This is a genomic window from Streptomyces griseorubiginosus (assembly GCF_036345115.1).
Lineage (GTDB): Bacteria > Actinomycetota > Actinomycetes > Streptomycetales > Streptomycetaceae > Streptomyces > Streptomyces griseorubiginosus_C.
Map to the genome: position 1 here is coordinate 5579938 of NZ_CP107766.1, position 22150 is coordinate 5602087.

Here is a 22150-nt window from a genome sequence, read left to right on the forward strand (position 1 = left end):
GCCGGGCCACCTGCCGGCGCCGTTTCCCGGGCAGGGGACGCGAGGCCGCCCTCACGGGATCACGCCCGAGGTGGCGCCCGCCCGACCGGCGATCTCCACACCGTGTCCGGCTGTCGCCTAGACCCATGTGTCCAGCCACATCCGCGATCGCCAGTCGTCGATCGGGATGCTCGTGCCGGTGTACAGGGGCCAGAAGTAGATGAAGTTCCAGGTGATCAGGAGGACCAGGACGCCTGCCGCTGTCGCGCCTGCCACGCGGCGGGTGTCGCTCGTGCGGGGTGGGCCGATGAGGGCGCCGACGAGCATGGCCACGGCCAGGCAGAGGAAGGGCAGGAAGACGATCGTGTAGAAGAAGAAGATCGTGCGGTCCTGGTAGTGGAACCAGGGCAGGTAACCCGCCGCGATGCCGCAGGCGATGGCACCGGCACGCCAGTCGCGGCGGAAGAACCAGCGCCACAGCACGTACAGGATCGCGAAGCAGGCCGCCCACCACAGCAGGGGCGTGCCGATCGCCAGGACCTCCCGCGCACACTTCTCGCCCGCGTCCGCAGGGCAGCCGTCGGTGCCGGGCGAGGGCGACTCGTAGAAGAAGGAGATCGGGCGGCCGTCGACGATCCAGCTCCACGGGTTGGACATGTACGTGTGCGGCGAGTGCAGCCCGACGTTGAACTTGTAGACCTCGTGCTCGTAGTGGACCAGACTGCGCCACCAGTCCGGCAGGAAGGTCCAGTTGCCGCCCTTGCCGTCGGTCGCGGCCCAGTTGCGGTAGTAGCCGCCGGTGCCGTCCGCCGGGGAGAGGATCCAGCCGATCCACGAGGTGAGGTAGGTGACGGCCGCGACCGGCACCGTCGCGAGGAACGCGATGCCGAGGTCGTACTTGAAGACCGCCTCGTACGGGTGCCGCGCCCCCGCGACCCGGCGCGAGCCCACGTCCCACAGCACGGTCATGACGCCAAAGGCGGCCAGGAAGAACAGGCCGTTCCACTTGGTGCCGATGGCCAGGCCCAGGAGCAGGCCCGCCAGCCAGCGGTAGGGGCGCCAGCCCAGGCGCAGGGTGTCACCGACGTGCGCGTCGGGGCGCACGAGGCCGTAGGAGTCCACCGGCAGCGCCGCCGCGAGTTTCTCCCGGGCCCGGTCGCGGTCGACGACCAGGCACGCGAACGCGGCCACCACGAAGAACATCAGCACACCGTCGAGCAGCGCGGTCCGCGCCATCACGAAGGCCAGCCCGTCCACGGTCATCAGGGCGCCGGCCAGACAGCCCAGGAACGTGGAGCGGAAGATCCGGCGGCCCACCCGGCACACGATCAGCACCGACAGCGTGCCGAGCACCGCCGTCATGAACCGCCAGCCGAACGGGTTGAACCCGAACATCAGCTCGCCCAGCCCGATGACGTACTTGCCCACCGGCGGGTGCACGACGTACGCGGCGTCCGTCGGCAGCGGGACGTGGCCGTGCGAGGACAGGATCTGGCTGTCGACGTTCTTGTCCCAGCTCAGCTCGAAGCCGCGGTGGACGATCGCCCACGCGTCCTTGGCGTAGTACGTCTCGTCGAATATCACCTTCTTCGGGCTGCCCAGGTTCCAGAACCGCATGACCCCCGCCACCAGCGTCACCAGCAGCGGTCCGAGCCAGCCCGACCAGCGCGCGATCCGGTCCGCGAGCACCCCGGGGACACCCAGCACCTGCCACATCCGCGGACTGGGTGTCGCATAGGGCGGTACCAGGCGCTCCCGCACATCGCTTCTGGTGGGCGCGGAATAGCCGAAACGGCGCAGCCTCTGCTGCCACGACGGCCGCCGGTCCTGGGGGGCCTGGTCCTGCCGGGTGTCCGTGGAGGACGCGGTACTGGTCACCGCGCCATCGTAGGGAACCGTGCTGTGTGAGTCCCGTGCATGGGCGGATGCGTCCGGTTCGGGGCGCGGCTGGGAGGATGGGGAGGTGACTGGAACCCTTGTCCTGGCAGGCACCCCCATCGGCGACATCGCGGACGCCCCGCCCCGGCTGGCGGAGGAACTGACCGGGGCCGACGTGATCGCGGCCGAGGACACCCGCCGGCTGCGGCGGCTGACCCAGGGGCTCGGTGTGACGCCCAAGGGCCGGATCGTGTCCTACTTCGAGGGCAACGAGGCCGCCCGCACCCCCGAACTGGTCGAGGAACTCCTCGGCGGCGCGCGCGTGCTGCTCGTCACGGACGCCGGGATGCCCTCGGTGTCCGACCCCGGGTACCGGCTGGTCGCCGCGGCCGTGGAGCGGGACGTCAAGGTCACCGCCGTACCGGGACCGTCCGCGGTGCTCACCGCGCTCGCGCTGTCCGGGCTGCCGGTGGACCGGTTCTGCTTCGAGGGGTTCCTGCCGCGCAAGAGCGGGGAGCGGCTGTCCCGGCTCAGGGAGGTCGCCGAGGAGCGGCGGACCCTCGTCTACTTCGAGGCCCCGCACCGGCTCGACGACACCCTCGCCGCGATGGCCGAGGTGTTCGGGGCCGAGCGGCGGGCCGCGGTGTGCCGGGAGCTGACCAAGACGTACGAGGAGGTCAAGCGGGGGGCGTTGGGGGCGCTCGCCGAGTGGGCCGCGGACGGGGTCAGGGGCGAGATCACCGTCGTCGTCGAGGGGGCGCCCGCGAAGGGGACCGAGGAGGTCGACGACGCGGAGCTGGTGCGGCGGGTGCGGGTCCGGGAGGAGGCGGGGGAGCGGCGCAAGGAGGCGATCGCCGCGGTGGCCGCCGAGGCCGGGATCCCCAAGCGGGTTGTTTTCGATGCGGTTGTCGCGGCGAAGAACGCCCCTGCCTGATGTGCCGCATGAGGTGGGTCACACCCCCTCTGAGCAGGGCGCATGACGTCTGAGCGTGCGCCCCATGTGCTCGCAAAGCGGTGTCTCGGAATGCAAAGGTCCGCACGGCGTGGCGGGTCCGTTTGGCAAGGAAAGTCCAAATCGGCTCCAACACTCGACAGGCCTGTCGCCATGGCGCCCCCGGAGGCGTCCACTGGGGTGAGGGACGTACCCGTCCTTCGAACCAGCGGACTCACAGGAGCTGGCATGAGCGAGATCGCAGGGCACCCCGGTGCCACGGCAGTCGTCAACGAGTCCTATTCCTTCGCCTGCATGCGCTGCGGGCACGGGTGGGAGCAGTCGTACGAGATAGAGCACCACATCGACGGCGACGGCCGGGAGTTCGTGCAGTACATGGCGGACGGACGGGTCGTGCCCTCGCCGCTCTCCAGGCCCACGTGCGCCAACTGCGACAACCACGTCGTGCGGATCATGCGGCCCGGCCGGGTCGCCGCCACCCGCGACGCGGCGCACCGGCAGCACACCACGCCCCCCGCCGGGCCCGTGGAGGTGCCGACGGCCGCCGACGGCTCGCCCCAGCCGGGCGAGCACCACTGGCACCTGTCCGACCTGCTGCACGTCTTCCAGCGCAAGGCGAGCTGAACCGGACTCCCGACGGGCGAGGCGTGCCCCTTTCGTAGGATCGGGGCATGCCTTCGAACAGCCCCCGCGAGAAGAACGCGGCACCGCCGCTCCCGGAGCCCCTGCGGGTGCCGGTCGCCGACTCCCACACCCACCTGGACATGCAGGACGGGACCGTGGAGGAGGGGCTCGCGAAAGCCGCGTCGGTCGGGGTGACCACGGTCGTCCAGGTCGGCTGCGACATCCGCGGCTCGCGGTGGGCCGCCGAGACCGCGGCCCGGTACGACGCCGTCCACGCGACCGTCGCCCTGCACCCCAACGAGGCCCCGCGCATCGTCCACGGCGACCCGGACGGCTGGTCCCGGCAGGGCGCGCGCACCGCCGGCGGCACCGGGGCCCTCGACGAGGCGCTCGCGGAGATCGACCGGCTGGCCGCGCTCCCGCACGTCAAGGGCGTCGGCGAGACCGGCCTGGACTACTTCCGCACCGGGCCCGAGGGCAAGGAGGCGCAGGAGTCGTCCTTCCGCGCCCACATCGAGATCGCCAAGCGGCACGGCAAGGCGCTCGTCATCCACGACCGGGACGCCCACGAGGACGTGCTGCGGGTGCTGAAGGAGGAGGGCGCTCCCGAGCGGACCGTCTTCCACTGCTACTCCGGCGACGCGGAGATGGCCGAAGTGTGCGCCCGCGAGGGCTACTTCATGTCCTTCGCCGGCAACGTCACCTTCAAGAACGCCCAGAACCTGCGGGACGCGGTCGCGGTGGCCCCGCTGGAGCTCCTGCTCGTGGAGACCGACGCACCCTTCCTGACGCCGGCGCCGTACCGCGGACGGCCCAACGCCCCCTATCTCGTTCCGGTCACGGTGCGCGCGATGGCCGCCGTCCGCGGCATCAACGAGGACGCCTTGGCCACGGCACTCGCCGCCAACACCGCACGCGCCTTCGGGTACTGACCGGTCGAACGTGACTGCGGGTAGTCGCGTCGCTTTGGAGAGTGACGGTCGCTCCGCTAGGTTCTGGGGGCCCGATCCGGACTCCTGGAGCGTGTCGTCGTGAGCAACTCGCAGTACGAGACGTACGAGGCGTACGAGGCCTACGCCCCCACCGAGCCGTACACCGCGGACACGCTCCCGTACGGGGTCTACGGGACGCCGGTCCCGCCGTACGAGGACACCTACCGGCCCGCCTACGAGACGTCCGAGCCGACGCTGCCGCTCCAGTCGACGGGACGGCGGGCCGCGCGCCGGCGCAGGGCGCGGTACGCCGAGCGCTCCGACAGCACCGTGCGCAGACTGCTCCCGCAGGCGCTGGTCGTCGCCTTCCTCGCCGGCGGCACCACCGCCTTCGTCGCCGAGGACAAGGCGATCGAGCTGACCGTCGACGGCAAGCCCCGCACCCTGCACACCTTCGCGGACGACGTGACCGAACTGCTCGCTGAGGAGGGCGTCGCGGTGGGCGCGCACGACGTCGTCGCGCCCGCCCCCGGGGAACGGCTCACCAGCGGGGACGAGGTCGCGGTCCGGTACGGCCGACCCCTGCGGCTCACCCTCGACGGACACCGGCGTGAGGTGTGGACGACGGCGCAGACCGTCGAAGGGGCGCTCGAACAGCTCGGGGTACGGGCCGAGGGCGCGTACCTGTCCACCCCGCGCTCCCGGCGGATCGGCCGGGAAGGCCTCGCCCTCGACGTGCGCACCGAGCGCTCGGTGACCGTCATGGCGGACGGGCGGGCCCGCACGATCCGGACCAACGCGGCGACCGTGGCCGAGGCCGTGGAGCAGGCCGGCGTCACGCTGAGCGGGATGGACACCACCTCCGTGGCCTCGGGGAGCTTCCCGCGCGAAGGCCAGACCATCACGGTGCTGCGGATCACCGGGACGAAGGAGGTCCGCGAGGAGCGGATCCCGTTCCGCGAGCAACGGACCGCGGACTCCTCCCTGTTCAAGGGCACCGAGGTCATCGAACAGGCGGGGCAGCCGGGGGTACGACGGGTCACGTACTCCCTGCGCACCGTCAACGGCGTCAAGCAGAAGCCGCGCCGGATCCGGGTCGAGACGGTACGCGAGCCCCGGGACCAGGTGGTCCGGGTGGGCACCCGGCCGATGCCCACCTCCGTCCAGGGCGCGGACCACCTCAACTGGCGGGGCCTGGCCCACTGCGAGTCCGGCGGCCGCCCCGACGCGGTGGACCCCTCGGGGACGTACGGCGGCCTCTACCAGTTCGACACGAGAACCTGGCAGGGCCTCGGCGGCTCGGGCCGCCCCCAGGACGCCCCCGCGGCGGAACAGACGTTCAGAGCGAAGAAGCTGTACGTACGGCGGGGGGCGAGCCCTTGGCCGCACTGCGGGACGCGTCTGCACGGCTGAAGCCCACGGTTAGGCTGTCCACGTGAGCACCCCCTCCTCAGACTCCCTGCTCGGACCCGCCGACGTCCGCGAACTCGCCGCAGCGCTCGGCGTACGCCCCACAAAGCAGCGCGGCCAGAACTTCGTGATCGACGCGAACACGGTCCGGAAGATCGTCCGCACCGCAGACGTCCGGGACGACGACGTGGTCGTGGAGGTGGGCCCCGGCCTCGGATCGCTCACCCTCGCCCTCCTCGAAACCGCGGACCGCGTCACCGCCGTGGAGATCGACGACGTACTCGCCTCCGCGCTGCCGGCGACGATCGCCGCCCGGATGCCCGCCCGCGCGGACCGTTTCGCCCTCGTCCACTCGGACGCCATGGACGTCACCGACCTCCCCGGCCCCGCGCCGACGGCACTCGTAGCCAATCTCCCGTACAACGTCGCCGTACCCGTGCTGCTGCACATGCTCGACACCTTCCCGAGCATCGAGCGCACCCTCGTCATGGTCCAGGCCGAGGTCGCCGACCGGCTCGCCGCGGCGCCCGGTTCGAAGGTGTACGGCGTCCCGTCCGTGAAGGCCAACTGGTACGCCGAGGTCAAGCGGGCCGGGGCGATCGGCCGCAACGTGTTCTGGCCCGCGCCGAACGTCGACAGCGGCCTCGTCGCGCTCACCCGCAGGACCGAGCCGGTCAAGACCACCGCCTCGAAGCGTGAGGTGTTCGCCGTGGTCGACGCGGCCTTCGCGCAGCGCCGCAAGACGCTGCGGGCCGCGCTCGCCGGGTGGGCGGGTTCGGCGGCGGCCGCCGAGACGGCCCTCGTGGCGGCCGGGGTCTCGCCCCAGGCCCGCGGCGAGGCGCTCACCGTCGAGGAGTTCGCGCGCATCGCAGAGAACAAGGAGCCGGTCCAGCAGTGAGCGTCACCGTCCGCGTCCCCGCCAAGGTCAACGTCCAGCTCGCGGTGGGCGCCGCCCGCCCCGACGGCTTCCACGACCTCGCCAACGTCTTCCTCGCGGTCGGCCTCCACGACGAGGTGACCGTGACGCCCGCCGAGGAGCTCCGCGTCACCTGCGAGGGCCCGGACGCCGCCCAGGTCCCCCTGGACCGCACGAATCTCGCGGCGCGCGCGGCGATCGCCCTCGCGGAACGCCACGGTCTGGATCCCGCCGTGCACGTCCACATCGCCAAGGACATCCCCGTCGCCGGCGGCATGGCGGGCGGCAGCGCGGACGGCGCGGGCGCGCTGCTGGCCTGCGACGCGCTGTGGGGGACCGGCTCCTCCCGAGCGGAACTGCTCGACATCTGCGCCGAGTTGGGCAGCGATGTGCCGTTCAGCCTGGTGGGCGGGGCCGCGCTCGGGACGGGACGCGGGGAGAAGCTGCGCCGGCTGGACGTCGGCGGCACCTTCTCGTGGGTGTTCGCGATGGCGGAGCGCGGGCTGTCGACCCCGGCCGTCTTCCGGGAGTTCGACCGGCTCACCGAGGGCCTCGACGTCCCCGCGCCCGTCGCCTCCGAGCAGCTGCTCGACGCGCTCGCCGAGGGCGACCCGGACCTGCTCGCCGCCGCCGTCTCCAACGACCTCCAGCCCGCCGCCCTCTCGCTCTTCCCGGCACTCTCGGACACCCTCGCGGCCGGCAGCGCCGCGGGCGCCCTCGCCGGGCTCGTCTCGGGGTCCGGCCCGACCACGGCCTTCCTCGCCCGCGACGCCGGGTCCGCGGCGAGGATCGCGGACGCGCTCCGGGCTTCCGGCACCTGCCGGGCGGTGCGTACGGCCTCCGGGCCGGTGCCGGGTGCGACGGTGCTGGGGGCGTAGCGGTCGGACTACCCTGGAGGGTCGATCGATCCCCCTGGGCAGGAGAGAAATGGCCGTCAATCTGGTCAATGTCGAGAACGTCAGCAAGGTGTACGGCACCCGTGCCCTGCTGGACGGTGTCTCGCTCGGCGTCTCCGAGGGCGATCGCATCGGCGTCGTGGGCCGCAACGGCGACGGCAAGACCACCCTGATCCGCATGCTCGCCAAGCTGGAGGACACCGACACCGGGCGCGTCACGCATTCCGGCGGACTGCGCCTGGGCGTCCTCACTCAGCACGACTCCCTGGACCCGACGGCGACCGTCCGGCACGAGGTCATCCGGGACATGGCCGACCACGAGTGGGCGGGCAACGCCAAGATCCGGGACGTACTGACGGGCCTGTTCGGCGGGCTCGACCTGCCCGGCTTCCCGCAGGGCCTCGACACCGTCATCGCGCCGCTCTCCGGTGGCGAGCGCCGCCGTATCGCGCTGGCCAAGCTGCTCATCGAGGAACAGGACCTGATCGTCCTCGACGAGCCCACCAACCACCTCGACGTCGAGGGCATCGCCTGGCTGGCCAAGCACCTGCGCGAGCGCCGCTCGGCCCTCGTCTGCGTCACCCACGACCGGTGGTTCCTCGACCAGGTCTGCACCCGCATGTGGGACGTGCAGAAGGGCGACGTCTACGAGTACGAGGGCGGGTACTCCGACTACGTCTTCGCGCGGGCCGAGCGGGAGCGGATCGCCGCCACCGAGGAGACCAAGCGGCAGAACCTCGTCCGCAAGGAGCTGGCGTGGCTGCGGCGCGGCGCCCCCGCCCGTACGTCGAAGCCGCGCTTCCGGGTCGAGGCCGCCAACGAGCTCATCAAGGACGTACCGCCGCCGCGGGACACCAGCGAGCTGATGAAGTTCGCGTCCTCGCGGCTGGGCAAGACGGTCTTCGAGCTGGAGGACGTGACCGTCCAGGCGGGTCCGAAGGTGCTGCTCAAGCATGTGACCTGGCAGCTGGGCCCGGGTGACCGGATCGGTCTCGTCGGGGTCAACGGCGCCGGCAAGACCTCGCTGCTGCGGGCCATGGCCGAGGCCGCGCGCACCGAGGGCGAGACCCAGCCCGCGGGCGGGCGGGTCGTGGTCGGCAGGACCGTCAAGCTCGCCTACCTCTCCCAGGAAGTCGCCGAACTCAACCCCGCGCTGCGGGTGCTGGAGGCCGTCCAGCAGGTGCGGGAGCGGGTCGACCTCGGCAAGGGGCGCGAGATGACCGCGGGGCAGCTGTGCGAGACGTTCGGCTTCAACAAGGAGAAGCAGTGGACGCCGGTCGGGGACCTGTCCGGTGGTGAGCGGCGGCGGCTGCAACTGCTGCGCCTGCTGATGGACGAGCCCAATGTCCTCTTCCTCGACGAGCCGACGAACGACCTGGACATCGAGACGCTGACCCAGCTGGAGGACGTCCTCGACGGCTGGCCCGGCTCGATGGTCGTCATCTCCCACGACCGGTTCTTCGTCGAGCGGACGACCGACCGGGTCTTCGCGCTGCTCGGTGACGCGACCCTGCGGATGCTGCCGCGCGGTATCGACGAGTACCTGGAGCGGCGGCAGCGGATGGAGGAGGCGGCGGCGGCCTCCTCGCCCGTGGCGGCCAAGCCCGTCGCCGAGAAGAGCGCAGCCGATCAGCGGGCCGCGAAGAAGGAACTCCAGAAGATCGAGCGGCAGTTGGACAAGATCTCCGAGAAGGAGACCAAGCTGCACGCGTCCATCGCCGAGCACGCCACGGACTTCGCGAAGGTCGCCGGCCTCGATGCCGAGCTGCGGGATCTCGCCGGGGAGCGGGAGGAACTGGAGCTGCGGTGGCTGGAGCTGGCCGAGGACGCGTGAGGTCTTTCAAGCGCGAATGAGGCGAAACACAGAAATTCCATCGATCCGGGGCACTTCTCACCAGTAGGGGAAGCGCAACGTCGAACAAGCGTGTAGCTTCCGGGGGCATGAAGGGCGGGGGAGCCGGGAGGGGACCCCTGTCCGGGGGGATCAGTGGGCATCCATAGTGGGGCATTCACACGGATCCATTGGGGGGACTGGGGGGTTGCTCGATGGGAGTTCGGCTCATGGTGGTCGACGACCACCGATTGCTCGCCGAGGCGCTGGCCTCGGCACTGAAACTGCGCGGGCACCGGGTGCTCGCGGCGGCGGCGCCTGCCGCGGGGGCGGCGGAGCTGGTGATCAGCCGGGCGCCCGAGGTGTGCCTGCTGGGGACGGCCACGCCGGCCGAGCCGGGGATGTTCGACCCGGTTGTGAAGATCAAGCGGGAGCGGCCGCAGGTGGCGGTGCTGGTCCTGGGGCCGGTGCCGAGCCCTCGCGGGATCGCGGCGGCCTTCGCGGCGGGGGCGTCGGGCTATGTACGGCACGACGAGCGCATCGAGGGCGTGGAGCGGGCGATCATGAAGGCGCGGGCGGGGGAGGCGGCGGTGGCGCCGCAGCTGCTCCAGGGCGCGTTCAGTGAGCTGCTGAACCCCGCGGCCCAGCCGGACGACGAGGGGCAGCGGTTGCTCCAGATGCTGACGCCTCGGGAGGTGGAGGTGCTGGTGCGGGTGGCCGACGGGGAGGACACGCGGCTGATCGCGGCGGGGATGGGCATAGCGCCGTCGACTGCCCGGACGCATGTGCAGCGGGTGCTGATGAAACTGGGCGTGGGATCCCGGTTGGAGGCGGCGGCGCTGGCGGCGCGGACGGGGTTGCTGGACCGGGCGGGGCCGGTGGGGCGGTGAGCCCGCTGTCCGCGGGTCCGGCGGGGGCGGGCGCTGACGGTCCGGTCGTGGCGCAGGTCAACTGCACCCACCCAGGGGCGCGGGGAACTGCGCGACCAGCCACAATGCACCCGCACCCGCCTGACGACCGCACTCGGCACCCCCGTAGGCGCCCGGCCCAAGCCCAGCGCAGCGGGGGCGCGGGGAACTGCGCGACCAGCCACGACGGACCCGCGCCCGCCCCACAACCGCACCCGGCACCCCTCAGGCGTCCTCGTCCTCCGACACCCGCACAGGCGCCGCGGGCCGCAGTTTCAGCCATACCAGGAAGAAGATGCCCAGGAGCAGCATCCCCAGGCCGGTCCAGAGGTTGATGTTGATGCCCTCTGACTTGTCGAGGGAGGAGTCGGACGGGTTGATGCCGGCGATCGTGACGATGATGCCGTAGAGGACGAAGAGGCCGCCGATGATGCGGCGCAGGTCGAAGATGCGGGCCGCCGTCGCGGACTTGGCCTGGAGGTCGGTGACCTCCCGCTGGACGTCGTGTTCGGAATAGCCGTGGTGTTCAGCGGACATGGTTCGAATCCTCCGCGATCAGAACGAGAACGGGATGTAGCAGGCGGCGGCCAGCACGACCGCGCCCCAGCCCAGCAGCGCCGGCCTGCGGTACCAGGCGTCGTCCCCCGCGGCCGGCGGCTCGGACATGCCGGGGGACGTCGTGCCGTAGACCAGGCCCTGGAGTTCCTCCGCGGGCTTCGGGGACGTGAAGAGGGACACCGCGACCATGACCACCCCACCCGCCACGAAGCCGACGATCGCCGAGACGAAGTTGGCGCCCTGGTCGGAGGGGATGTCGATGATGCCCTGCTTGTAGATCCAGAAGTAGTTCACCATCGCCGCGACCGTGCCGGCGAGCAGACCCCAGAAGCCCGACTTCGCCGACGCGCGCCTCCAGAACATGCCGACGATGAAGACCACGAACATCGGCACGTTGAAGAAGGAGAACAGCGTCTGGAGGTAGCTCATGATGTTCGAGAAGGACGAGGCCAGGAAGGCCGTGCCCACGGAGGCGCAGACGCCGATCACCGTGATCAGGCGGCCGAAGCGGACGTAGTACTCGTCCTCCCGGCCCCGCTGCACGTACCGCGCCCAGATGTCGTTCGTGAACACCGTGTTGAAGGACGAGACGTTCGCCGCCATGCCGGCCATGAAGGCGGCCAGGAGGCCGGTGACCGCGATGCCGAGGACGCCGTTCGGCAGGAGCTGTTCCATCAGGTACGGGATGGCGTCGTTGTACTGGTAGCCCGAGTCGGCCGTGCCGAAGCCGGGGATCAGGGCCGCCGCCACCAGGCCCGGGATCATCACCAGGAACACGATGAAGATCTTCGGGTACGCGGCGATCAGCGGGGTGCGCTGGGCCGCCGAGAGGTTCTTCGCCGACAGCGCCCGCTGGACCTCCGCGAAGTTCGTCGTCCAGTAGCCGAAGCTCAGGACGAAGCCCAGCCCCAGCACGATCGTCAGCCAGTTCGCGCCCAGCGGGTTCGAGCTGCCGATGCCCGTGCCGCCCCACGCCGTGGTGAAGTTCGCGCCGTGCTCCGCCGTCAGCTTGTCGGTCAGGCCGCCCCAGCCGCCCACCTTCTTCAGGCCGAGGACGACCAGGGGGATCAGGGCCGCCAGGATCACGAAGAACTGGAGGACCTCGTTGTAGATGGCGGAGGACAGGCCGCCCAGGGTGATGTAGGCGAGGACGAAGGCGCCCGCGACCACGATGGCCACCCACTGCGGCCAGCCCAGCAGGGCTTCCACCACGATCGCCAGGGCGTAGAGGTTGACGCCCGCGATGAGGATGGCCGCGAAGGCGAACAGCGCCGAGCTGAGCAGGTGGGCCCACCTGTCGAAGCGCAGGAGCAGCATCTCGGGGACCGAGCGCACCTTGCTGCCGTAGTAGAAGGGCATCATCACCAGGCCGAGGAAGACCATGGCCGGGATGGCGCCGATCCAGTACCAGTGGACCGTGTAGGCGCCGTACTGCGCGCTGTTGGCGGCCATGCCGAGGATCTCGGTCGCGGCCAGGTTGGCCGAGATGAAGGCGAGACCCGTGATCCAGGCCGGCAGGGAGCGGCCGGAGAGGAAGAAGTCGAGGCTCGTCCTGACCGAACGGCGGGCCGCGAAGCCGATCCCGAGGACGACGACGAAGTAGATGCCGAGGATCGTGTAGTCGAGCCAGTTGGTGGGGAGTCTCAGCTCGGCCGCGAGATATGCGGTGTGTGCGCCGTTTGTGGGGGTTTGCATAGTCAGCAATTGAACACCTCGACTGATGCGCTTTGTTTGATTCCGATGTTGACGTTGGTGGGCGGTTATGGTTACTTGTGTTTAGTTATGTTTGGGTGAAGGAGTTCAGCGGTGAAGAAGACCTCGACCCGGCTGGCCGACGGTCGCGAGCTCATCTACTACGACCTGCGCGACGACACCGTCCGCGACGCCGTGGACCGGCGTCCGCTGGAGCGGACTGTCACCACGTCCGAGGTTCGTCGGGATCCGCTGCTCGGCGACTCCGTGGCCATCGCCTCGCACCGACAGGGGCGCACCTACCACCCGCCCAAGGACGAGTGCCCGCTGTGCCCCTCGCAGGGGGACCGGCTGAGTGAGATCCCGGACTCGTCGTACGACGCCGTGGTCTTCGAGAACCGTTTCCCCTCGCTGGCCGGCGACTCGGGCCGCTGTGAGGTCGTGTGCTTCACCTCGGACCACAACGCCTCCTTCGCGGATCTGAGCGAGGAACAGGCGCGGCTGGTTCTCGACGCCTGGACCGACCGGACCTCGGAGCTGTCCCATCTCCCTTCCGTCGAGCAGGTCTTCTGTTTCGAGAACCGGGGTGCCGAGATCGGTGTGACCCTGGGTCACCCCCATGGCCAGATCTACGCCTACCCCTTCACCACGCCTCGCACCGCACTGATGTTGCGCTCGCTCGCGGCGCACAAGGAGGCGACCGGCGGGGAGAACCTCTTCGACGCCGTCCTGGAGCGGGAACTCGCCGAGGAGCGGGTCGTCCTGGAGGGGGAGCACTGGGTCGCCTTCGTGCCCTACGCCGCCCACTGGCCGTACGAGGTGCACCTGTACCCGAAGCGCCGGGTGCCGGACCTGCTGGGGCTGGACGAGGAGGCCCGCACAGAGTTCCCCAAGGTCTATCTGGAACTCTTGAGGCGCTTCGACCGGATCTTCGGGGAAGGGGAGCCTCCCACGCCGTACATCGCCGCCTGGCACCAGGCGCCGTTCGGTGCGCTGGAGGACTTCGAGGGCGTGAGCCGCGACGACTTCGCGCTCCATCTCGAGCTTTTCACCATTCGCCGTACGTCCGGCAAGCTGAAGTTCCTCGCGGGCTCCGAGTCGGGCATGAACGTGTTCATCAACGACATCCGGCCGGAGGCCGCGGCACAGCGACTGCGAGAGGTAGCGAGTTCATGAAGTACCTGGTGACAGGTGGCGCGGGCTATGTCGGCGGGGTCGTGGCCCAGCACCTCATCGAGGCGGGGCACGAGGTCGTCGTCCTCGACAACCTCTCCACCGGCTTCCGCGAGGGCGTCCCGGCCGGCGCGACCTTCATCGAGGGCGACATCCGCGACGCCGCCAAGTGGCTCGACGCCTCCTTCGACGGCGTGCTCCACTTCGCCGCGTTCTCCCAGGTCGGCGAGTCGGTCGTGAAGCCGGAGAAGTACTGGGACAACAACGTCGGCGGCACCATGGCCCTGCTCGGCGCCATGCGCGAGGCGGGCGTCCGCCGACTCGTCTTCTCCTCCACGGCCGCCACGTACGGGGAGCCCGAGGAGGTGCCGATCGTAGAGACCGCGCCGACCCGGCCCACCAACCCGTACGGCGCCTCCAAGCTCGCCGTCGACTTCATGATCACCAGCGAGGCGAACGCCCACGGCCTCGGTGCCGTGTCCCTGCGCTACTTCAACGTCGCCGGGGCCTACGGCAAGCAGGGCGAGCGCCACGACCCCGAGTCGCACCTCATCCCGCTGATCCTCCAGGTCGCCCAGGGCAAGCGGGAGGCGATCTCCGTCTTCGGCGAGGACTACCCGACCCCGGACGGCACCTGCGTCCGCGACTACATCCACGTCGCCGACCTGGCCGACGCCCACCTCCTCGCGCTGGACGCCGCCCGGCCGGGCGAGCACCTCATCTGCAACCTCGGCAACGGCGAGGGCTTCTCCGTCCGCCAGGTCATCGAGACGGTCCGCCAGGTCACCGGCCACCCGATCCCCGAGGTCGTGGCCCCGCGCCGGGGCGGCGACCCGGCCACCCTGGTCGCCTCCGCCGCCACCGCCCGCGAGAAGCTGGGCTGGAACCCGACCCGCGCGGATCTCGCGGGGATCGTCGCGGACGCCTGGGAGTTCGCGCAGTCCATCAGCGCAGCAAGGGAGCAGTGACAGTGGCGGCACAGCAGGTCCGGGACGGATTCACCGAGCTCTACGGCACCGAGCCCGACGGTGTCTGGTCGGCGCCCGGCCGCGTCAACCTCATCGGTGAGCACACCGACTACAACGACGGCTTCGTGATGCCCTTCGCGCTGCCGCACACCGCCGTCGCCGCCGTCTCCAGGCGCACGGACGGCGTCCTGCGGCTGCACTCGGCCGACGTCGAGGGCGGCGTCGTCGAGCTGCGCCTCGACGACCTCGCCCCCGAGAGCGACCGGAACTGGACCGCCTACCCGGCCGGTGTGGTCTGGGCGCTGCGCGAGGCAGGCCACCCGGTCACCGGCGCGGACGTCCACCTCACCTCGACGGTCCCCGCAGGCGCGGGCCTGTCCTCGTCGGCGGCCCTGGAGGTCGTCGTCGCGCTCGCCCTGAACGACCTGTTCGAACTCGGCCTCCAGCGCTGGCAGCTGGCCCGCCTGTGCCAGCGCGCCGAGAACGTCTACGTCGGCGCCCCCACCGGGATCATGGACCAGACCGCGTCCGCCTGCTGCGAGACCGGCCACGCCCTGTTCCTCGACACCCGGGACCTCTCCCAGAAGCAGATCCCCTTCGACCTCGCCGCCGAGGGCATGGTCCTGCTCGTCGTCGACACGCAGGTCAAGCACTCCCACAGCGAGGGCGAGTACGGCAAGCGCCGCGCGGGCTGCGAGCGCGGCGCGGCCCTGCTCGGCGTCGACGCCCTGCGGGACATCCCCTACGGCGAGCTCGACGCGGCTCTCGATCGGCTCGGCGACGACGAGGAGGCCGTACGGCTGGTCCGGCACGTGGTCACCGAGGACGAGCGGGTCGAGAAGGTCGTCGCCCTGCTGGAGTCGGGCGAGACCCGCGCCATCGGCCCGGTGCTGGTCGCGGGCCACGCCTCGCTGCGGGACGACTTCCGGATCTCCTGCCCGGAGCTCGACCTGGTCGTCGACACCGCCCTCGCCTCCGGCGCCCTGGGCGCCCGGATGACCGGCGGCGGATTCGGCGGCTCGGCGATCGTGCTGGCCGAGGCGAGTGACGTGGAGACCATCACCAAGGCGGTCGAAGAGGCCTTCGCCGCCGCGGAGTTCACCGCTCCGCGGGTCTTCGAGGCGGTTCCCTCCCCGGGGGCCCGGCGCCTGGTCTGAACCGGCTGACCGCTGTTTTGCCCGGCTTGATCCGAACTTGGGGAAAGCCGGGCCTCTCCCTGGCGTACGTCCCAGTAGGTTCGGAGCGTGAGTCGAGGGCGTCATCGCATCCTGTCGGCGATCTGCATCGGCTGCTACGCGCTCGCCGCGATCGTCGGCTTCTTCGTGCTGGCGGACCACGAGGGCTCCGGTCTCCTGGTGCCCCTGTGGATCGCCCACGGCGTGCTCCTCGCCGTGCTGCTGACCAGGCTCGCCGCCGACGAGACCGGTCTGACCGCGGCGCTGCTCGTGGTGGGCGCCTCCCTGATGGCCGTGTACATCGCCGACCTGGCCCGCGACGACCTCACCCTGGAGCGGCGGGGCGAGCGGATCAGCGCGACCGTCGTGCGCGAGTGGCTCGCCCCCGACCAGGGGCGTGCCGACCACACCTACGACTACCTCCTCGCCCGCCGCGACGGCACCCGGCTCCCCGGCCCCGCCCTCCAGGCCAAGTCCGGCAGCTTCGCCCTCGGCCAGCACGTCACCGTGCTCGCCGACCCCCGGGGCGTGCTGCGACCCCGTACCCCCGACGACGCGGACGCGACCGGAGACGTGCTGGGCGTCGGGGCGTTCGCGCTGATCGCGCTCGGGGTGGTCGCGGCCACCGCCCGCCGGGGCGTGACCGTCTCCCGCCGACGGGAGGAGCGGGCAAGGACGGAGGAGCAGGAGCACATCCTCCGCGAGGCCCTGCGCACGGCCGTGGCCGACGACCACGGCTTCGTCGAGGTGCACCCCGGGCACTACCCCGACGTCTCCCACCGCCGCGCGGCCGGCATCGCGGGCGAGCTGGGCCTGGAGCCGGCGGACGATCCGGGCTCCTGGCGCTTCAGGCGGTGAGCCGCTTGGTCAGCGTGTACTCCGTGACCCCGGGCGGATAGTCCGGGATCACGCACACCACGTCGTAGCCCTGCTTCTTGTAGAACTCCGGCGCCTGGAAGTCCCAGGTCTCCAGGCGTACGGAGGTGCAGCCCCGCTCGCGGCGCGCCATGCGCTCCGCCTGTGCGAGCAACTGCGAACCCAGGCCCGCCCCGCGGTGCCGTGCGTCGACCCACAGATGGGCCACGTGCAGCCAGTTGGTCCAGGTGTGGCCGACCAGTCCGCCCGCCAGCGCGCCGGAGTCGTCCAACACCCAGACGTGGAGCGGAAGTTCCCGTTCACCTGGGGTTCCGCGCAGGGCACGGAGCACCGGGGAGGCCGCCGTGTTGGTGTCCCGCAGCCGTTTGCGGAGCAGATCTTGCCGGGCTTTGTCGACTTCTGTCTCCAGACGAAACATGCGGCTCACCATAAACGCCCCGGACAGCCAGTTCTGCAAATAACCTTCCGCTCCTGCCCCCCGGCCGTACCCTGATGAACAGCACCGGTGGGGGCCGGTGCTGATCAGGGGGCGAGACGGTCGGGTACGGCGCCCGAAGTGGGGGTAGCAGTTCTTGCGCGGCGGCGGCCGTGCGGCCATCGTGCTTCGGGCGTCGTACCCGCGGCGGTGTCGTCTCCCGAGTCGTCCTCCCATGATGGCGATGGGGTATCCCCTGCTCTTCGAGAGCTCGGGGAAGGGGGTTACGTGGTTCGCATCCGAGTCCTGGTCGTCGACGACCATCGCATCTTCGCCGAGTCGCTCGCCGCCGCGCTGGCGGCCGAGCCCGACGTGGAGGTCTCCGCGGCCGGCAGCGGTCCCGCCGCGCTGCGCTCGCTGGAGCGCGCGGCCGCCGAGGGCCGCCGGTTCGACGTACTGCTCGTCGACGCCGACCTGGGCGGCAACGTCCAGGGCATCAGGCCCGCCGTCTCCGTGCAGGACGGCAACGAGGACGGTCTGGTCGACGGCATCTCGCTGGTCGCCGGGGTCCGTACGGCGCAGCCGGCGGTCCGGACCGTCGTGCTCGCCGAGAAGGACGATCCGCGCCGGGCCGCGCTCGCCCTCCAGGCCGGCGCCTCGGGCTGGGTCGCCAAGGACTGTTCGCTGTCCCGGCTGCTCACGGTCATACGAGGCGTGCTGCGCGACGAGACCCACCTCCCGCCCGCCCTGCTCACGGGCGTGTTGCGGGAGCTCACCGCCGCCCGCAAGCACCGCACCGAGAGCGAGCGGCTGGTGGAGTCCCTCACCCCGCGCGAGCGCGAGGTGCTGCGCTGCATGGTGGCCGGGCTGGGCCGCAAGGCGGTCGCCGAGCGGCTGTTCCTCTCCCCGCACACCGTCCGCACCCATATGCAGAACGTCCTCGGCAAACTGGGCGTCCACTCCACCCTGGCCGCCGTCGCCCTCGCCCGTCGCGCCGGCGTCGGACCCGTCGACCTGGCCGGGGACGTCGTCGAGCGGGGCGGTCAACTGGCGTAGCGGAGCGACGCCGTGAGGGCCGCGGGAACGGCGCGACGAGCCACAACGGCGCCGCACCCGACGACGACCTGGCGGGGCACTACCCGGCCGGCTCTCCCAGTGGAGCGCCTAGCCGGGGATGTTGTCGAACGGGGCGGTCAACTGGCGTAGCAGTCCGGCCAGTTCGCCGCGCTGGGCGCGGGAGAGTTCGGCGAGGATCGCGCGTTCCTGTTCCAGCAGACCGGCGAGGGCCTGGTCCGCGCGGTCCTTGCCGTCCTCCGTGAGCCGCACCAGCACACCGCGCCGGTCGCTCGGGTCCGGCAACCGCTCCACCAGGCCCTTCTTGGCCAGCCGGTCGATGCGGTTGGTCATGGTGCCCGAGGTGACCAGGGTCTGCGTCAGCAGCTGCCCCGGGGAGAGCTGGTACGGCGTCCCCGCGCGCCGGAGCGCGGTCAGCACGTCGAACTCCCAGGGCTCCAGGCTGTGCTCGGCGAAGGCCAGCCGGCGCGCCCGGTCCAGGTGCCGGGCCAGTCTGCTCACCCGGCTGAGCACCTCGAGCGGTTCCACGTCGAGGTCAGGGCGCTCCCGGCGCCACGCAGCGACCAGCCGATCGACCTCGTCCTCCATGACGATCAGTGTAGTGGTTGTGTCGACGTGAAGTCTCTTGATGTGAAGTCTCTTGACATCAAGATAAATCGGCGGGGAGAGTGGGTCCCATGACGACTTGGGATCCCGCTCAGTACCTCCGCCACGCCGACCACCGCGCACGCCCCTTCGCCGACCTCCTCGCCCGGGTCCCGGACCTGCCGGGCGAGGCACCCCTGATCGCCGACCTCGGCTGCGGACCCGGCAACGTGACCACGCTGCTCGCCGCCCGCTGGCCCACGGCCCGGATCACCGGCTACGACAACTCCGCCGAGATGCTCGACAAAGCGCGGGTCGAGTACGCCGGCCCCACCGCCGGTGGCGGGAGCCTGGACTTCGCCCACGCCGACGTGCGCACCTGGGCGCCCGCACAGCCGTACGACCTGATCATCAGCAATGCCACGCTCCAGTGGGTGCCGGGGCACGTGGAGCGGTTCGCCGACTGGATCGCCGGGCTCGCCCCGGGCGGCACCTTCGCCTTCCAGGTGCCCGGCAACTTCGGCTCCCCGAGCCACCGCCTGATGCGCGAGCTCGCGGAGTCGGCCGGCCTCGCGGAGACCCTGCGCCACGAGGACGCCGTGCGCACGCCCGAGGCGTATCTGGCGGTGCTGGCCGACCTGGGCTGCGAGACGGACGTATGGGAGACCACATACGTCCACCTCCTCCAGGGGGAGGACCCGGTCCTGGACTGGGTGAAGGGGACGGGCCTGCGCCCGGTCCTGGCCGCGCTGGCCGACGACCCGGGGGCCAGGTCGGAGTTCCTGGAGGCGTACCGCACGGCCCTGCGCGAGGCCTACCCGACGGGCCCGCACGGCACCCCCTTCCCGTTCCGCCGCATCTTCGCGGTGGCCCGCAAGGAGCACTGATGCTCACCGCCGTGGACCATGTCCAGCTCGCGGCACCGCCCGGCTCCGAGGACCTGCTGCGCGCCTTCTACGCCGACGTCCTCGGCATGACCGAGATCCCCAAGCCGCCGCTGCTCGCGGCCCGCGGCGGATGCTGGTTCCGGGCGGGGGCCGTGGAACTCCACCTGGGGATCGAGGAGGACTTCCACCCGGCGAGGAAGGCCCACCCGGGCCTGCGGGTCACGGACATCGCGGCGTACGCGGCCCGGCTGGAGGCGGGCGGGGCGAAAGTGGAGTGGGACGAGGGGCTGCCGGGACGCCGGCGGTTCTATTCGTCGGACCCGGTCGGCAACCGGCTGGAGTTCCTGGTTTGATCACGGCCAGGCGGGTCACCCGCAGTGATGACAGCCGAGTCGTTCATCGCTGGGAGTGAGAACGGTGGCAGGAGACCAGAAGGCCAAGGCCAAGAAGGAACAGGCCAAGGGCAAGGCCAAGGAGGCCGTGGGCCGCGCGGTCGGCAACGAGCGCATGGAGGCCGAGGGCCGCATGGCGCAGTCCAAGGGGGACGCGCGCCAGGCCAAGGAGAAGGCGAAGGACACCTTCAAGCACTGACGGTACGAAAACCGACGGCCCGTGCACCGAGGAGCGGTGCACGGGCCGTCGACGTCTCAGCGCCAGTCGGCGGGGATACGTCCCAGGGGGCGCCCTGAGTCACCCAGTGGCCCCGGTCAGCTCTTCCGGCGCCCGATCAAATGCGGTTTCGCCTCCAGGCCGTCCAGGCCGTGCCAGGCCAGGTTGACCAGGTGGGCTGCTACCTCCGCCTTCTTCGGGCGGCGGACGTCCAGCCACCACTGGCCCGTCAGGGCGACCATGCCGACCAGGGCCTGGGCGTACAGGGGGGCCAGTTTCGGGTCGAAGCCGCGGCTCTTGAACTCGCGGCCCAGGATGTCCTCGACCTGCGTGGCGATGTCGGAGATCAGCGAGGCGAAGGAACCCGTGGACTGGGGGATCGGGGAGTCGCGGACCAGGATGCGGAAGCCGTCCGTGTACTCCTCGATGTAGTCGAGGAGGGCGAAGGCCGCCTGTTCGCACAGTTCGCGGGGATGCCCCGCGGTCAGGGAGCTGGTCACCATGTCCAGCAGGCGCCGCATCTCGCGGTCCACCACCACCGCGTACAGCCCCTCCTTGCCGCCGAAGTGCTCGTAGACCACCGGCTTGGAGACGCCCGCCTTCGCCGCGATCTCCTCGACCGACGTGCCCTCGAAGCCCTTCGCGGCGAACAGCGTGCGACCGATCTCCAGAAGCTGGGCGCGGCGCTCGGCACCCGTCATCCGGGTGCGCCGGGCACGCCGCGGCTTCGCCTCGTTGCTCGGGGTACTGCTGGAGTCGGTCGCCACGGCGTCCATCATGCCGCCTCGGCGGTCTCCTTCTTGCGCCGGGAGCCGTCCCGGTCCGTGTTCCGGCGGGAATCGATACGCGAGCGTGACGGCCAGCGCACGTCGTACGCCCACCCGGCCATCTCGAACCAGCGGATGATCCGCGCCGAGGAGTCCATCTGCCCCCGCATCACCCCGTGCCGCGCCGAGGTCGGGTCGGCGTGGTGCAGGTTGTGCCAGGACTCACCGCAGGACAGCACCGCCAGCCACCACACGTTGCCCGAGCGGTCCCGCGACTTGAAGGGCCGCTTGCCGACCGCGTGGCAGATCGAGTTGATCGACCAGGTCACGTGGTGGAGCAGGCACACGCGGACCAGGGAGCCCCAGAAGAAGCCCGTGAACGCGCCCCACCAGGACATCGTCACCAGGCCGCCGATCACGGCGGGCAGGGCGAGGGAGAGCATCGTCCAGAAGATGAACTGCCGGGAGATCGCGCGGATCGCCGGGTCCTTGATCAGGTCCGGCGCGTACTTGTCCTGCGGGGTCTGCTCCTCGTCGAACATCCAGCCGATGTGGGCCCACCACAGACCCTTGATCAGCGCCGGGAGCGTCTCCCCGAACCGCCACGGCGAGTGGGGGTCGCCCTCGGCGTCGGAGAACTTGTGGTGCTTGCGGTGGTCGGCCACCCAGCGCACCAGCGGCCCCTCGACCGCCATCGACCCCATGATCGCCAGCGCGATCCTGAGCGGCCGCTTGGCCTTGAAGGAGCCGTGGGTGAAGTAGCGGTGGAAGCCGATCGTGATGCCGTGGCAGCCGAGGTAGTAGAAGAAGACCAGAAGGCCGAGGTCCAGCCAGCTCACACCCCAGCCCCACGCCAGCGGCACCGCCGCGAGCAGCGCGAGGAAGGGCACGGTGATGAACAGGAGCAGCGTGATCTGTTCGATCGAACGCTTCTGCTCACCACCCAGCGTCGCGGAGGGCGGTGTCGGGCCGTCGTTCGCCTTCGGGGCGTCATCGAGCACATCGGAGCTCGTGGTCATGGGGCGTCCCCTGTGGGGTTTCGAGG

23 protein-coding genes are annotated in these 22150 nt (G+C 71.0%); 16 read left to right on the forward strand and 7 right to left on the reverse strand.

Going from position 1 to position 22150, the window contains the following annotated elements; translation table 11 throughout:
- Window positions 1-117: 117 nt before the first annotated feature.
- A complete protein-coding gene (locus OHN19_RS25320) occupies window positions 118-1857 on the reverse strand; it encodes a dolichyl-phosphate-mannose--protein mannosyltransferase (protein ID WP_330266392.1) in 1740 nt (579 codons plus the stop codon).
- 85 nt (window positions 1858-1942) lie between these two features.
- On the opposite strand from OHN19_RS25320, the gene rsmI reads away from it, so the two are divergent.
- The 8 genes from rsmI (at window position 1943) to OHN19_RS25360 (ending at window position 10308) form a co-directional block, all read left to right on the forward strand.
- On the forward strand, window positions 1943-2791 hold the full coding sequence (rsmI, locus tag OHN19_RS25325) for a 16S rRNA (cytidine(1402)-2'-O)-methyltransferase (protein ID WP_330266393.1): 849 nt from the start codon (window positions 1943-1945) through the stop codon (window positions 2789-2791).
- 246 nt (window positions 2792-3037) lie between these two features.
- Window positions 3038-3433, forward strand: a complete 396-nt coding sequence (locus OHN19_RS25330; protein WP_330266394.1) for a hypothetical protein — start codon at window positions 3038-3040, stop codon at window positions 3431-3433.
- A gap of 47 nt (window positions 3434-3480) precedes the next feature.
- Window positions 3481-4365, forward strand: a complete 885-nt coding sequence (locus OHN19_RS25335) for a TatD family hydrolase (RefSeq protein ID WP_330266395.1) — start codon at window positions 3481-3483, stop codon at window positions 4363-4365.
- A gap of 99 nt (window positions 4366-4464) precedes the next feature.
- The gene (locus tag OHN19_RS25340; protein ID WP_330266396.1) at window positions 4465-5778 is read left to right on the forward strand and encodes a ubiquitin-like domain-containing protein; all 1314 of its coding nucleotides are present in this window, start codon (window positions 4465-4467) and stop codon (window positions 5776-5778) included.
- A 22-nt stretch (window positions 5779-5800) separates the two neighbouring features.
- The gene (rsmA, locus tag OHN19_RS25345) at window positions 5801-6673 is read left to right on the forward strand and encodes a 16S rRNA (adenine(1518)-N(6)/adenine(1519)-N(6))-dimethyltransferase RsmA (protein WP_330266397.1); all 873 of its coding nucleotides are present in this window, start codon (window positions 5801-5803) and stop codon (window positions 6671-6673) included.
- On the forward strand, window positions 6670-7569 hold the full coding sequence (locus tag OHN19_RS25350) for a 4-(cytidine 5'-diphospho)-2-C-methyl-D-erythritol kinase (protein ID WP_330266398.1): 900 nt from the start codon (window positions 6670-6672) through the stop codon (window positions 7567-7569). The genes rsmA and OHN19_RS25350 overlap by 4 nt, the downstream gene beginning before the upstream one ends.
- A gap of 49 nt (window positions 7570-7618) precedes the next feature.
- Window positions 7619-9421, forward strand: a complete 1803-nt coding sequence (locus tag OHN19_RS25355) for an ABC-F family ATP-binding cassette domain-containing protein (RefSeq protein WP_330266399.1) — start codon at window positions 7619-7621, stop codon at window positions 9419-9421.
- A 212-nt stretch (window positions 9422-9633) separates the two neighbouring features.
- Window positions 9634-10308, forward strand: coding sequence for a helix-turn-helix transcriptional regulator (locus OHN19_RS25360; RefSeq protein ID WP_123761285.1), 675 nt, complete (start codon window positions 9634-9636; stop codon window positions 10306-10308).
- Between the two features lie 243 nt (window positions 10309-10551).
- Here the strand turns inward: OHN19_RS25360 and OHN19_RS25365 are convergent, their stop codons facing one another.
- Window positions 10552-10863, reverse strand: coding sequence for a hypothetical protein (locus OHN19_RS25365; RefSeq protein ID WP_330266400.1), 312 nt, complete (start codon window positions 10861-10863; stop codon window positions 10552-10554).
- A gap of 18 nt (window positions 10864-10881) precedes the next feature.
- Window positions 10882-12579 (reverse strand): sodium:solute symporter family protein, encoded by a 1698-nt coding sequence (locus tag OHN19_RS25370; RefSeq protein ID WP_330266401.1) that lies wholly within the window; start codon window positions 12577-12579, stop codon window positions 10882-10884.
- A gap of 111 nt (window positions 12580-12690) precedes the next feature.
- On the opposite strand from OHN19_RS25370, the gene galT reads away from it, so the two are divergent.
- The 4 genes from galT (at window position 12691) to OHN19_RS25390 (ending at window position 16750) form a co-directional block, all read left to right on the forward strand.
- A complete protein-coding gene (gene galT / locus OHN19_RS25375) occupies window positions 12691-13752 on the forward strand; it encodes a galactose-1-phosphate uridylyltransferase (RefSeq protein ID WP_330266402.1) in 1062 nt (353 codons plus the stop codon).
- Entirely contained in the window at window positions 13749-14717 is a 969-nt protein-coding gene (galE, locus tag OHN19_RS25380) for a UDP-glucose 4-epimerase GalE (RefSeq protein ID WP_330266403.1), read from the forward strand. The genes galT and galE overlap by 4 nt, the downstream gene beginning before the upstream one ends.
- Window positions 14718-14719: 2 nt before the next feature.
- Entirely contained in the window at window positions 14720-15874 is a 1155-nt protein-coding gene (gene galK, locus OHN19_RS25385) for a galactokinase (protein WP_330266404.1), read from the forward strand.
- Window positions 15875-15961: 87 nt separating this feature from the next.
- Window positions 15962-16750 carry a hypothetical protein gene (locus OHN19_RS25390; RefSeq protein ID WP_330266405.1) on the forward strand — a complete coding sequence of 263 codons (789 nt, stop codon included), beginning with the start codon at window positions 15962-15964 and terminating at the stop codon, window positions 16748-16750.
- On the opposite strand, the gene OHN19_RS25395 is transcribed toward OHN19_RS25390, so the two are convergent.
- Window positions 16740-17198, reverse strand: a complete 459-nt coding sequence (locus tag OHN19_RS25395) for a GNAT family N-acetyltransferase (RefSeq protein WP_330266406.1) — start codon at window positions 17196-17198, stop codon at window positions 16740-16742. The genes OHN19_RS25390 and OHN19_RS25395 overlap by 11 nt on opposite strands.
- Before the next feature lie 273 nt (window positions 17199-17471).
- Between OHN19_RS25395 and OHN19_RS25400 the strand changes: the two genes are divergently transcribed.
- Window positions 17472-18239 (forward strand): response regulator transcription factor, encoded by a 768-nt coding sequence (locus tag OHN19_RS25400; protein ID WP_330266407.1) that lies wholly within the window; start codon window positions 17472-17474, stop codon window positions 18237-18239.
- Between the two features lie 108 nt (window positions 18240-18347).
- On the opposite strand, the gene OHN19_RS25405 is transcribed toward OHN19_RS25400, so the two are convergent.
- Window positions 18348-18845 carry a MarR family winged helix-turn-helix transcriptional regulator gene (locus tag OHN19_RS25405; RefSeq protein WP_007382615.1) on the reverse strand — a complete coding sequence of 166 codons (498 nt, stop codon included), beginning with the start codon at window positions 18843-18845 and terminating at the stop codon, window positions 18348-18350.
- 89 nt (window positions 18846-18934) lie between these two features.
- Here OHN19_RS25405 and OHN19_RS25410 point away from each other — a divergent pair, with 89 nt between their 5' ends.
- The 3 genes from OHN19_RS25410 to OHN19_RS25420 all read left to right on the forward strand — a co-directional run bounded on the left by OHN19_RS25410 (window position 18935) and on the right by OHN19_RS25420 (window position 20320).
- Window positions 18935-19729 carry a trans-aconitate 2-methyltransferase gene (locus OHN19_RS25410; protein WP_330266408.1) on the forward strand — a complete coding sequence of 265 codons (795 nt, stop codon included), beginning with the start codon at window positions 18935-18937 and terminating at the stop codon, window positions 19727-19729.
- A complete protein-coding gene (locus OHN19_RS25415; protein WP_330266409.1) occupies window positions 19729-20082 on the forward strand; it encodes a VOC family protein in 354 nt (117 codons plus the stop codon). Before OHN19_RS25410 ends, OHN19_RS25415 begins: the two co-directional genes overlap by 1 nt.
- 64 nt (window positions 20083-20146) lie before the next feature.
- Window positions 20147-20320: a CsbD family protein gene (locus OHN19_RS25420; protein ID WP_330266410.1), complete on the forward strand. Its 174-nt coding sequence runs from the start codon at window positions 20147-20149 to the stop codon at window positions 20318-20320.
- Window positions 20321-20436: 116 nt separating this feature from the next.
- Here OHN19_RS25420 and OHN19_RS25425 read toward each other — a convergent pair whose 3' ends face one another.
- Window positions 20437-21117, reverse strand: coding sequence for a TetR family transcriptional regulator (locus OHN19_RS25425; protein WP_123761272.1), 681 nt, complete (start codon window positions 21115-21117; stop codon window positions 20437-20439).
- The gene (locus OHN19_RS25430; protein WP_330266411.1) at window positions 21114-22124 is read right to left on the reverse strand and encodes an acyl-CoA desaturase; all 1011 of its coding nucleotides are present in this window, start codon (window positions 22122-22124) and stop codon (window positions 21114-21116) included. Before OHN19_RS25430 ends, OHN19_RS25425 begins: the two co-directional genes overlap by 4 nt.
- Between the last annotated feature and the right edge of the window lie 26 nt (window positions 22125-22150).